Below are 11625 nucleotides of genomic sequence, written 5' to 3'. Positions count from 1 at the left end.
GGAAGTTAAATGTTAACTTATTTAGGCTTATTTCGACAACGAAATTTTGCCTTTATGACATTGGCCGACGCTATTTCGGTGCTTGGTGATCAGATCGGCTGGGTCGCACTTCTTTGGTTCGCAATGGTCACGACCAAACATGCTGGATATTTGGGATTGCTAGGTCTTGCATTCGGACTCCCGGGTGTCTTTCTCGGTGCAGTTGTTGGAAACGTACTTGACCGCACATCCCATAAGAAAGTATTGGTCACTGCGAATGTGTTGCTTGGTATCGTGTTTATGGCTATTCCGCTGCTTTACCAAGTACACGCATTGCCGATGTTAGTGCTGTTTGCACTGGTCCTGGTTGCGGGTTGTTTAACTCCATATACAAGTGTTGGCTGGATGGTGGTTATCCCGAACCTTGTCAAAGAAGATGAGCTTGGTCCTGCTAACTCAATTGTTGAAACGATTTGGAACGGTGCTTCATTACTTGGTCCCCTTCTCGGTGGATTGTTGATTGCACGATTTGGTGCAACGGTCGCAGTGTTTGCTGATGGCGTGTCGTTTTGGGGAGCTGCCTTGTGTGTATTTGTTGTCAAAGGGTCAAAACAACACTTTGAATCCCGAGAGTCAGAAGAACCGAGTCAACGAAATTCGTTCCTCCATGATACTTGGGAAGGTGTTAAGACTTTGTACGGGTTAACCCCAGTTTTGTGGATTACACTCGGTGCGGTGGGTTTTCATCTTGCATACGGTCAATTGGAAGTGTCCCTGCCGTTGTTTACGCACAACGAATTGGCAAGCAGTGCAGTCGTTCTCGGAAGCTTTTGGACAACGTATTTCGTGGGTTCACTCATCGGTTCGGCTTTCAGTGGACTAACACTCAAAGGTAACCGAAGTGGGGTCATTATGGCAGTCATGGCGATGGGATGGGGATTGAGTTTTGTACCCATGCTTTGGGTTCACTCTTTATGGAACACGTATATCTCCATGGCTTTGGCAGGACTTCTCTTCGGAGGTTATCCACCACTAGCCAGAACAACCGTTCAGAAATTGGTCCCCAAAGAGTTTATGGGACGAATTTTGGGTATTCGTGGTTCAATTATTGCTTTAGGCATGCCTCTTGGTTCTTTTTTGGGGGGTGCGTTTGGACAATGGTTTCCTTCGTCAAGTGTCATCGGGGCTACAGGTTTCGCGGTGGTTGTACTCGGATTGCTGTTATTGTCTCGGCGTAGTTTTCGAACAATATAAGCACCTTTCATAAGGTAGCCTATGGGCAACCTTTTGCCTGAGTTTTCTTTATATTCATTCCAAAAAAGATTGTGAAACTGAGTTGAGATAAAGCAAATGCGGCTTCCCTAGAATACAGAGAAGCCGCACCTTTACAGAACGATTATGATGGCGGAGAGGGTGGGATTCGAACCCACGGTGCCCTTGCGAACACGGCGGTTTTCAAGACCGCTGCCTTAAACCACTCGACCACCTCTCCATATTGGAGAACATACGGGAGGCCGGGCAAAAAGCCCAGCCCCATTTTTGGAGCGGAAGACGGGATTCGAACCCGCGACCCTCGCCTTGGCAAGGCGATGCTCTACCCCTGAGCCACTTCCGCATACATCCACGCCTCTGATGGGCAAGACTGCAAGAGAAATTATATTCGCAGACACCCAGCTTGTCAACTCACTGTATCAAAGAACTGAAGTGTCCGCATTTTTCCAGAATTAGTTGCCAATTTTCTGTTCTTCTGGACTACTCGGTGATGCAACAGGCGATTTGGGTATGCGTCCAGCTAAGTAGGCTTGTCGGCCTGCTTCCACTCCTTTGGCCATTGCAGCAGCCATCTGTACCGGATTTTGTGCTTTAGCGATTGCCGTGTTGACAAGCACAGCATCCGCACCAAGCTCTAAAGCCAATGAAGCATCTGATGGCGATCCAATTCCAGCGTCTACAATCACCGGAACACGTCCGTTAGCTTCTTCAATAATACGCAAAATACGTTCTGGATTAGGCAGTCCTTGACCGGTTCCAATAGCCGAACCGAGTGGCATAACCGCAGCACATCCTATTTCAATCAGTCTTCGAGCAACAATATGATCGTCAGTTGTGTAAGGAAGTACAATAAAGCCTTCAGAAACCAATTGGTGTGCAGCTTCTACAGTAGCAATCGGATCGGGCAAAAGTGTTCCATCATTGGGAATAACCTCTAATTTAATCCAGTTAGAGAGACCGGCAGCACGTGCCAAGCGCGCTGTACGTACCGCTTCTTCCGCGGTGTGGCAACCTGCTGTGTTTGGAAGCAAAGTATAGCGATGGATATCAATGTAATGTAGCAGAGATTCCTCTGGTTGCTCTAAATTCACACGTCGAACCGCTACCGTAACGATTTCAGTTCCTGATGCTGCTAAAGATTCCTTCATCAATTCATTCGATGCGTACTTTCCGGTTCCTACCATTAATCTAGAATGAAACTTCTGTCCAGCAATATGTAGTAAGTCTGTCATAATCATGCTCCTTTTCTTCATACAGTGTAAGTTTGGAAATGATTAGCGATTTTCAACCTCCACCTACAAATCGTACAATTTCCAGTTCATCTCCATTTGACAAATGAATCATGGACCAATTTTCGCGAGGAACAATTTCTTGGTTTCGTTCTACTGCTATGCGTTCTTCTTGTAAACGTAAGCTATTTAAAAAATCGAGCAGCGTCCAGTTATCTTCAATGCTCATATCTTTGCCGTTGACACGGATCTGCATAGTTATCTCCTTCTCTCCAGTTGCCCTTGTCTTATATCAGTAGGGAAGAATGATTTCCAGTTTTCTTCAACATCACGACCTGTGAGCAGATGAGCAAGAATTTCAGATGTGATGGCTGAAAGTAAAATTCCGTTTCGAAAATGTCCGAGTGAGAGAAACAGTCCAGGAATTGTGGGCACGGGACCAATAAGTGGCGGACCGCTCCCTTCAGGTCGCAAACCTGTCCATGTATGAATGAATTCAGAATGGCCAAGACTGGGGGCAATCCGCTTCAGAGAATATAAAAGCCACGCAAGTGAATCGCTACTGGGAGATTTATCATATCCAGCTTCACGTTCTTCCGTTGCTCCCACTACAATTTTTCCATCGCGTTTGGGAACCAGGTAGGCGTGTTGTGAAAACACTGTATGTTGAAGTTGTAAATCGCGGGGGCGAATAGCCATCATTTGCCCCTTCACAGGATGAATGTCAATGGAAAGTTCAAGAGACCGTAACAGTGATGTAGCAAAAGCTCCAGCAGCTAAAACCAGTCGTTCAGCTTCAAAACTGGTATCTTGATGAGTGTAAACACGAAAACAATCGGCGGTCTTCTCCACACGTAAAATTTCAGTCTGTTCTAAAACCGAAACAAAATGGTGAACAGCTATGCTCAGGGCATCCATGAAACGGTGAGCATGCAAATTTCCGTCATCCGGCAAATATAGACCCCCCAGGCAAGGGGCAAGTGAAGGTTCACGACGGGCAACTTTCTCGCCAGACCACCATTCGCAACGAAGTCCAGCGGCTTCTTGCCATTGAGCTTCTTTCTCCAAAAAGGATTTCTCTTCATCATTAAAAGCGAGTTGTAAAATCCCATTTTGAGTGAGTTCAATGTCTATGCCGCTGTCTTTTCTTAGTTCTGCAGCAAATTCAGGGAAAATGGAGCGGCTCGATACACAGAGATCAAGCATAGGCCCGGGCCGATCCGCTTCTAGTTGAGCGCCAAGCATTCCAGCCGCAGCGCTTGAAGCTTCTTGACCTATTCTACCGCGTTCCACGAGTAGTACATTCAATCCTTTTTTGGCAGCTTGCCAGGCTATGGATGACCCAATCGCACCACCGCCAACGACAATAACATCATAGATGCGCCTCATCGTTCATTCTCCTCCTTGAAAAAGGGGGTTTTTGGAGCGATATGACAAGCAAGCATCGTTTGCTTGAGTCTGTATGCCGCCTCTTTTGGATTCTCGGCATCCAGCACAGCGCCAATCACAGCCACACCACTGCATCCTGTCGCAAGCACCGACTCAACATTTTTCTCGTCAATGCCGCCAATTGCTAAAACCGGAATGGAGAGTTTTTCGACCACAAGTGATAAGGCGGCAAGTCCGCGAGGTGCCAGCTGAGGGTGGGATGCACTTGGGAAAACGTGACCAAACGTAACGTAATCCGCTCCTGCGTTCTCAGCAAACATTGCCTCCTCCAAAGAATGTACGGAACAGCCAAGCATTCCTTGCCATTTGAGTTGATTGCGCAATGCATGCGCCGTGGCAACAGGCAATGATTGAGCCGCTAAATGTACGCCATCGAGTTTCTCAGCTAAAGCCAAATCCATTCTGTCGTTGACAAAAATTTTTGTGGCGAGATGGAGTCTGTTTAAATTTTCTTTTAGGTTTTTTACTAACTCAAGTGTACGAAGTACAGGCATTTTTTTATCGCGAATTTGAATAACATCCGCTCCACCTTCAGCAGCTTCCGAAAGAGCTTCAATTAACGGCAATTGGTGACGATCGCGATCGCTAATCATATGTAAAACTGGAGTCATCATGCACCTCACATAAAAAAGCCGCACCTGAAGAAACAGGTACGGCGGGATTCCATTCTTAACCCAGCAAACGCAACCTTGCCATAAATTGTTCAGCTTCAAGTATCTCATTCACACAACTTTGCGTCAAGAAGGTGAAGGGATGCTCTTCGTCCTGAGGTCCATGCTATGATGAAAAAAGTAAGGTTGGGGAGTGAGGAATGGTGGACTTTACAGAACGGTATTCTCGCCAGATTCGTTTTCAACCCATTGGCAAAGAAGGGCAACAAATGCTGTCCGCTGCTCGTGTCGCCATTGTTGGGCTTGGAGCGCTCGGTACCGTATTGTCCAGTCAATTAGCTCGAGCTGGTGTGGGTTATTTACGGCTCATTGACCGCGATGTGATTGAAGTCTCAAATTTGCAAAGACAACTTCTTTACACTGAGCAAGATGCTGAAGCGGGGCGAGCGAAGGCGGAAGCTGCAGCAGAGGCCCTTGTCAAAGCTAACAGTCAGATTCAGATTGAACCTGTCTTGACGGACGTAACGGCTGTGAATGCAGAAGAATTGCTTGGCGATGTGGATGTGATTGTAGATGGTACGGACAATTTACAAGTGCGATATCTTATCAATGATGTAGCAGTGAAACACGGAATTCCATGGAGTTATGGAGGAGCTGTGAGTTCTTATGGAACCACGGTATTTATTGAACCTGGGCAGACACCTTGTTTAGTTTGCTTGTTTGGTGCAGATGACGGATCGGCCGGACACGATACTTGTGACACAGTAGGTGTTCTAGCACCGATAGTGAGTATGATTGCGTCGATGCAGGTGGCGGAGATCATAAAATTTTTAACGGGCAATAGGCAAGCGCTCAAACGTGAGATAACTTATGTGGATATTTGGCAGAATGAATTTCGGTCTTTACGTCTCGGAACGCCTAAAGAAGAGTGTATATGCTGCCAAAAAAGACAATTTCTTTCTCTTCAACACAAGGACGAGGGATTGGTGGTTTCTTTTTGCGGTCGACAAACCATTCAAATTAAACCACAAGGAAAGTTGAACGTTTCCCTGGCGATACTTGCAGAGCGCTTGAAAGCATTGGGACGTGTGCAAGCGAATCGCAACTTGCTCCGCTTTGAAACGTCAGACTGCACCATCAGTTTGTTTGCTGATGGACGCGCTTTAATTCATGGTGTGGATGATATTTGGGAAGCGAAGAGAATCTACGCGCAATACATAGGTTTATAAAACGGAGTACGTTCATCAGACTCGTCCATAAGAATTAAAAAAGAAAAGTTGAAAAAAGCCGTTGACATCTCTCTGCAGACTTGTTATTATCAAAAACGTCGCTTCGGACGAGGCGGATGAAGAGTGAGCCGAGAGAAAAGCAAATTTGCTTGGGCCTATAGCTCAGCTGGCTAGAGCGCACGACTGATAATCGTGAGGTCAGAGGTTCAAGTCCTCTTAGGCCCACCAAGCTTTTAAAAACTCGACTTGCAAGGAATCGTAAAGTGTGGTATAGTTCCACGGTCAGCGCTGAATCTGATGTGCCCGTAGCTCAGCTGGATAGAGCGCTTGACTACGAATCAAGAGGTCGGGAGTTCGAATCTCTCCGGGCACGCCATGCCGAAGTGGCGGAATTGGCAGACGCACACGACTCAAAATCGTGCGGGAAACCGTGCCGGTTCGAGTCCGGCCTTCGGCACCACAGTGGGGCTATAGCTCAGCTGGGAGAGCGCTTGAATCGCACTCAAGAGGTCACCGGTTCAAATCCGGTTAGCTCCACCAGACGGTCGCCTGTGCCTCAACCAGGATGTGTATATTCCTCGATAGCTCAGCGGTAGAGCATCCGGCTGTTAACCGGAGGGTCGTAGGTTCGAATCCTACTCGGGGAGCCATATATATGGCCCCATGGTCAAGCGGTTAAGACACCGCCCTTTCACGGCGGTAACGCGGGTTCGAGTCCCGCTGGGGTCACCATGGGCGGTTAGCTCAGCGGGAGAGCACTCGCTTCACACGCGAGGGGTCGGCAGTTCGATCCTGCCACCGCCCACCAGCGGACGAGTCGCTGGCATTGCCTGAAAAGTCTATATCGCGGGGTGGAGCAGTTGGCAGCTCGTCGGGCTCATAACCCGAAGGTCGCAGGTTCGAGTCCTGCCCCCGCAACCAAATGGAGCTGTGGTGTAGAGGCCTAACATGCCTGCCTGTCACGCAGGAGACCGCGGGTTCGAATCCCGTCAGCTCCGCCAAATTTCTCTACCGCGGGCCTATAGCTCAGCTGGCTAGAGCGCACGACTGATAATCGTGAGGTCAGAGGTTCAAGTCCTCTTAGGCCCACCAGAGTATGGTGGGTTTTTTCATGTCCAAATTTCTTCATTCAGTAATATTCAATATTTCAATGGAGGAAGAGGCGTTCATCGATTGACGTCATGATGTTCTTCCGGTATTGTTTTGTATAGTTGAGACGAGTGAGCAGAGTTGAGCTGGGCCGAGTTGAGCGTTTCATTCCATGCATGGGCATCGAGTCTGTGTATTTTCTGTCTTCGGCCCCTCTGTCATAGGAGGGTAATCTTATGCTTTTAGTCATTGATAATTTTGATTCTTTTACCTACAATCTTGTCCATTATTGTGGTGAACTGGGTGCTGATATCATTGTGCGCCGCAACGATACACCACTTCATGAGCTAAAGAATCTCTCGCCTTCACAAATCATCATCTCTCCAGGACCTTGTACCCCAACAGAAGCAGGTATTTCAGTAGAAGCTATTCAATATTTTTCAGGACGCATTCCTGTTCTGGGAGTTTGTCTGGGACATCAAGCATTAGGGCAAGCCTTTGGTGCAGAAGTGGTGCGTGCCCCGCTATGTATGCATGGAAAAACGTCTCCTATCCATCATCAACAAGACCATCTTTTTGCTCAAATTCCTAGTCCTTTTCTTGCTACGCGATACCATTCTTTGGTCGTTCGCCGCGACACTTTACCGGATTCCTTTTCTGTTACGGCAACCGCGGATGGGCTAATCATGGCTATGCGCCATCAACCAAGCGGTGCTGTGGGTGTTCAGTTTCATCCTGAATCCATTCTTACAGAACATGGGAAACAAATTCTTGCTAATTTTTTGGCGAGCTAAAGAAAGGTTATACAACGCGATGAGCGAGAGGAGAAGTTGGAATGATGCAAAACTTTAAATATGAAGAAACTCTTGAGATCGATCCGTTTTATTTTTATCTACACAGCTTGGAAATTGTACCACCTTTTCACGCGTATTTGCTGGATGCGGCGTACGATAAACAGGCTGATACACGTTTTTCCCGTTCGATTCTTGGTTTAATGCCGTTGATTGAAGTAATTGTGAAAGATGGAAAAACGTTTATTTATGCCAAAACAGGTCTCGCCGAATGGCTGGCTCAAGAACTCCAGCCCAATGTGATTGAATTCGAAGGAAGCTTTGTTTCTGCTGTCGCTGAGAAACCTTGTGCAGTATTTACGGATAATCCTCTGGAGGTATTAGAACGTTTGCGCCTTTTGTTGCGGCAAAAGATTTTTACCGAAAACCAACCTATCCCCTTTTCGGCTGGTTTCTTGGGCTATATTGGCTATGACAGTGTGCATTATTTAGAAAAGCTGCCTAAAACCACATTGGACGATCGCGCTTTGCCTGACATTCGCTTACAACTCCATGCTTTTACGATTCATTTGCAAGTGAATCGATTGCAAATGTTCAGTTTGTTGCCTGAACTGAGAGGCTATCTTTCTAAAGAAAATATGCTCCTGCTAGAAAGCGTTCAAATGCAAGTTTTGAACTTGTTGGACCAAGGCACATCGGAAGAACCCCGAAGACTGAAAGAGGCAGCAGCGGCTAGTCAAGATACAGTCGATATTGAGGATGAAGTCTCGGCTGAAACTTTTATGGGTAATGTCGAACGTGCACGAGAATATATTCGCGCAGGGGATATTTTTCAGGTCGTGTTATCCAAGCGCATGAAAGCGAGCGCTACGTTACATCCTTACATTGCGTATGATCGATTGCGCAAATTGAATCCGTCGCCTTACATGTTCATGAGTGAATATCCCGATATGCGACTCTTTGGTGCAAGTCCGGAAGTTCAGTTGCGTGTGGTTGATGGATTGGCCGAAATGAAGCCGATAGCTGGCACCTCCAAAGGCAGAGGCAAATCTGCAGCTGAAGATCAGGCGTTGGCTGAACAATTGTTGAATGATGAGAAAGAACGGGCTGAACATTTGATGCTTGTTGATTTATGCCGGAATGATTTGGGCAGAGTTTGTACCATAGGATCGGTTCATGTTCCGGACTTCATGGTAGTAGAGCCGTATTCTCACCTTTTTCACCTGGTATCCACAGTGCGTGGTCAATTGCGAGAGGATGTGAGTGTTTTCACAGCTCTCTTGGCCACATTTCCGGCGGGTACACTATCGGGAGCTCCAAAAATTCGTGCTATGGAAATTATTGATGAATTGGAGACATTGCGTCGAGGACCTTACGGTGGTCTGTTAGGTATGGTCGATCTCGATGCAAACGCCAATACGGCTATTATCATCCGCTCAGTGGTAGAAAAAAACCAAGCATACTATGTGCAAGTCGGGGCGGGTATCGTGATGGATAGCGTTGCCGAGCAAGAATGGCAAGAGTGTAATCGCAAAGCGGGCGCAATATTAGATATTTTGTCGCAACCCATGGCAACGCAAAAGTGATATACTAAAAATGGCATCCAGCTCGAAACCTGCAGACGTCACATCTGTGGAGAGGTTTGAGGAGGAACCGTCATGGGAGACAGTTTACAATTTGATTTGTCGGCAGCAGAATGGCGTCGAAATGCGGCTGACGAGCAGGCGCTCTTGGAAGGGTTGGCAGAGCGGCTTTGTTCCGCCTTACCTCAGCAAACAGAGGTAATTCGGGAACATGGTCTTTTTGTCCGCCATCCGCGTGTGACTCAAATACGAGTGTTGTTTGAGATGTACCATTTTCAGTTGACCATGACGAAAACACACGGTTTGTTGGCAGAACGTGCAAAGGTAGTTCGCGGTATCCGCTTAAAAACAGAGGAGATGTCATTTGGAGAATGGCTTGACGCTCTTTCTGTAGAACTGTCTCGGATGGCGGCTGAACACGAAGATGTGCAACAAAAACTCTATCAATTTTTAATGTCTTGACGATCCTTTTCCAAGGGTCGTTTTGACATTTCATGGTCAACAACAACGTATTTGACCCTTCACCTCATCCGTTGCTAACGAAATGATAAAGGGGGAATGCCAAGCGTGTGGTTTTCCAGGAAAAACCAAGGCGGTTTGTCCAAAAGTGAACGATTGGCAAAAGAAAATGCCGCTCTCTATCGTTCGGAACGCGCGATAGCAGCCTTTGAACGTGGGCAGTTGCCTGAATATGTCGAAGCGCGAGCGAGGAAGCAAGTTCAGCATGAACTCCCCTGGACGAGTAATTTATCGGTTGCTGAATGGGCGCTGTTAGCCCGCTATGGTTTGCGACCCTTAGGTCAGGTCATGGGAGCAACAGTGTATCATCAGGCAGAATGGAAAATGGTTTTAGGTCGACAGAATCGTTACGCAGGCGGATGGAATACAGGTTTTAACGGGATGTATGTGAATTTATATTCCGGAAGTTGTTTTTTGAATGAATTAGAACAAGGGATGTATGAAGCGCGTTGGCTTGCTTTGCAAAGATTGAGAGCAGAGGCGGCGTTGCTTGGAGCGCACGCAGTGGTTGGGGTCAAAGTCAAGCTGGTTCCAGGCACGGTGGAAAGTAGTTTGGAAATGACAGCTATGGGAACGGCAATAACTCTCGATTTGCCAAGTGTGGATGAGCCTCTTCTTTGTACGGTCAGTGCACAAGATTTTGTTCGACTTGTTCATGCAGGGAGTATTCCGGTTGGCTTAGCCCTTGGGGTCGGAATCTATTATCAGGTCAGCCAATGGAATGATGTTTGGCAATCTGGAAGTTATAGCAATCAGGAAATGTATAGTTATACTGATGCGGTTTATCAAGCCCGACATCGGGCTGTACAGGAGATGCGCCGACACGCAGCAGAAAGTGGCGGAAATGGTGTGTTGGCTCATGAAACTGGATTACGGGTAGAGGAAGTAGAGGTAGAGTATGGGGAAGGCGATATCCGTCTCAATCATGTGGTGGAATTTTTCGCAATGGGCACAGCGATTTCTTATCGCAAGACCCATCTGGATGAACGACCTCAGTCGGTAGTATCGCTCAATACCTGATAAGCTCTGTAAAGGGATATAAGGAGTTGATCTGTTTGCCTGTGAACAATGATTTACCCGAGCACGCGCTTGAACGTTTGCGAGGATTGCGAAGTCAGGGTCACCCTGGCGGCGTATTCACGTCGGATTTGTCAGTCAACGAATTTTTGCTCGTACGAGATGCTGGATTTGAGCCCATTGGTTTAGTTGTCGGATCGTCCATATATCATATTGGTTATCAGCAGGCTATGTGGCGTCAAAGTATGGAAATGGATGTTTTGACACAAGCCATGTATCACGCTCGTGAACTTGCCATGTCTCGAATGGAGGAAGAGGCAGCGGAGCTAGGAGCGGATGGCGTAGTAGGCGTTCGTCTGGAAGTGACGCGCTATGAGTGGGGAGCCGATATGGCAGAGTTTTTGGCGATTGGCACGGCAGTTGCAGCTAGAGAAGGCGGTCATTCGTACAAGTCTCATTCGGGGAAACCCTTTACTTCAGATTTGTCTGGGCAGGATTTTTGGACCTTGCTTCAAGCAGGTTACAGGCCGCTTTCGCTCGTTATGGGCAGTTGCGTCTATCATGTGGCCCACCAAGGTATGTTTCAATCTTTAAAAAATGTAGGTCAGAATGTTGAACTGACCAACTTTACGCAAGCACTCTATGATGCTCGTGAATTGGCCATGGAGCGAATGCAGACTGAAGCTCACGAAGAAAAAGCAGAAGGGATTGTGGGTGTCCGCTTAGAAGAGCGATCACACGGATGGGGTTCACATGTGATTGAATTTTTCGCTGTAGGAACGGCTGTTACGCCTATCCGGGCTGATCACAATATCAGCAAACCACAGTTGATACTTTCTCTCAACGATTGACCATAA

At 47.3% G+C, this 11625-nt stretch carries 11 protein-coding genes and 12 tRNA genes; 17 read left to right on the top strand and 6 right to left on the bottom strand.

Annotated elements, in window-relative coordinates:
• The first annotated feature begins 9 nt into the window (after window positions 1-9).
• Window positions 10-1233, top strand: coding sequence for an MFS transporter (locus tag BUA75_RS04645; protein ID WP_072873413.1), 1224 nt, complete (start codon window positions 10-12; stop codon window positions 1231-1233).
• A 148-nt stretch (window positions 1234-1381) separates the two neighbouring features.
• Here BUA75_RS04645 and BUA75_RS04640 read toward each other — a convergent pair.
• From BUA75_RS04640 to BUA75_RS04615, 6 genes are all read right to left on the bottom strand, one after another.
• Window positions 1382-1471, bottom strand: a tRNA-Ser gene (locus tag BUA75_RS04640).
• A 48-nt stretch (window positions 1472-1519) separates the two neighbouring features.
• Window positions 1520-1594, bottom strand: a tRNA-Gly gene (locus tag BUA75_RS04635).
• Window positions 1595-1703: 109 nt separating this feature from the next.
• Window positions 1704-2483 carry a thiazole synthase gene (locus BUA75_RS04630; protein WP_242650246.1) on the bottom strand — a complete coding sequence of 260 codons (780 nt, stop codon included), beginning with the start codon at window positions 2481-2483 and terminating at the stop codon, window positions 1704-1706.
• 52 nt (window positions 2484-2535) lie between these two features.
• Window positions 2536-2736 carry a sulfur carrier protein ThiS gene (gene thiS / locus BUA75_RS04625; RefSeq protein WP_072873411.1) on the bottom strand — a complete coding sequence of 67 codons (201 nt, stop codon included), beginning with the start codon at window positions 2734-2736 and terminating at the stop codon, window positions 2536-2538.
• A gap of 2 nt (window positions 2737-2738) precedes the next feature.
• The gene (gene thiO / locus BUA75_RS04620) at window positions 2739-3869 is read right to left on the bottom strand and encodes a glycine oxidase ThiO (RefSeq protein WP_072873410.1); all 1131 of its coding nucleotides are present in this window, start codon (window positions 3867-3869) and stop codon (window positions 2739-2741) included.
• Window positions 3866-4540, bottom strand: a complete 675-nt coding sequence (locus BUA75_RS04615) for a thiamine phosphate synthase (RefSeq protein WP_072873409.1) — start codon at window positions 4538-4540, stop codon at window positions 3866-3868. The genes thiO and BUA75_RS04615 overlap by 4 nt, the downstream gene beginning before the upstream one ends.
• 203 nt (window positions 4541-4743) lie before the next feature.
• On the opposite strand from BUA75_RS04615, the gene BUA75_RS04610 reads away from it, so the two are divergent.
• The 16 genes from BUA75_RS04610 to BUA75_RS04535 all read left to right on the top strand — a co-directional run bounded on the left by BUA75_RS04610 (window position 4744) and on the right by BUA75_RS04535 (window position 11619).
• Window positions 4744-5769 carry a ThiF family adenylyltransferase gene (locus BUA75_RS04610; RefSeq protein ID WP_278247837.1) on the top strand — a complete coding sequence of 342 codons (1026 nt, stop codon included), beginning with the start codon at window positions 4744-4746 and terminating at the stop codon, window positions 5767-5769.
• 151 nt (window positions 5770-5920) lie between these two features.
• Window positions 5921-5997 (top strand) — tRNA-Ile (locus BUA75_RS04605).
• A gap of 71 nt (window positions 5998-6068) precedes the next feature.
• Window positions 6069-6145, top strand: a tRNA-Arg gene (locus BUA75_RS04600).
• A gap of 1 nt (window position 6146) precedes the next feature.
• Window positions 6147-6229: transfer RNA gene (locus tag BUA75_RS04595), tRNA-Leu, on the top strand.
• A 4-nt stretch (window positions 6230-6233) separates the two neighbouring features.
• Window positions 6234-6309 (top strand) — tRNA-Ala (locus BUA75_RS04590).
• A gap of 35 nt (window positions 6310-6344) precedes the next feature.
• Window positions 6345-6419, top strand: a tRNA-Asn gene (locus tag BUA75_RS04585).
• Window positions 6420-6426: 7 nt separating this feature from the next.
• A tRNA-Glu gene (locus tag BUA75_RS04580) sits at window positions 6427-6501 on the top strand.
• A 1-nt stretch (window position 6502) separates the two neighbouring features.
• A tRNA-Val gene (locus tag BUA75_RS04575) sits at window positions 6503-6577 on the top strand.
• Window positions 6578-6614: 37 nt separating this feature from the next.
• Window positions 6615-6690 (top strand) — tRNA-Met (locus tag BUA75_RS04570).
• 3 nt (window positions 6691-6693) lie between these two features.
• Window positions 6694-6770: transfer RNA gene (locus tag BUA75_RS04565), tRNA-Asp, on the top strand.
• A gap of 14 nt (window positions 6771-6784) precedes the next feature.
• Window positions 6785-6861, top strand: a tRNA-Ile gene (locus tag BUA75_RS04560).
• Window positions 6862-7094: 233 nt separating this feature from the next.
• Window positions 7095-7652 carry an anthranilate synthase component II gene (locus BUA75_RS04555; protein WP_072873407.1) on the top strand — a complete coding sequence of 186 codons (558 nt, stop codon included), beginning with the start codon at window positions 7095-7097 and terminating at the stop codon, window positions 7650-7652.
• A 44-nt stretch (window positions 7653-7696) separates the two neighbouring features.
• Window positions 7697-9235: an anthranilate synthase component I family protein gene (locus BUA75_RS04550; protein WP_072873475.1), complete on the top strand. Its 1539-nt coding sequence runs from the start codon at window positions 7697-7699 to the stop codon at window positions 9233-9235.
• 72 nt (window positions 9236-9307) lie between these two features.
• On the top strand, window positions 9308-9694 hold the full coding sequence (locus BUA75_RS04545; protein WP_072873406.1) for a hypothetical protein: 387 nt from the start codon (window positions 9308-9310) through the stop codon (window positions 9692-9694).
• Between the two features lie 105 nt (window positions 9695-9799).
• Complete coding sequence (locus tag BUA75_RS04540; protein WP_072873405.1) at window positions 9800-10771, top strand: heavy metal-binding domain-containing protein; 972 nt, start codon at window positions 9800-9802, stop codon at window positions 10769-10771.
• Window positions 10772-10812: 41 nt separating this feature from the next.
• Entirely contained in the window at window positions 10813-11619 is an 807-nt protein-coding gene (locus tag BUA75_RS04535) for a heavy metal-binding domain-containing protein (protein ID WP_129583520.1), read from the top strand.
• The last annotated feature ends 6 nt before the right edge of the window (window positions 11620-11625 follow it).

The organism is Alicyclobacillus tolerans, from assembly GCF_900142255.1.
Lineage (GTDB): Bacteria > Bacillota > Bacilli > Alicyclobacillales > Alicyclobacillaceae > Alicyclobacillus_I > Alicyclobacillus_I tolerans.
Note: the sequence above shows the minus strand (reverse complement) of the source record. Positions and strands in the feature narration are given on the sequence as shown.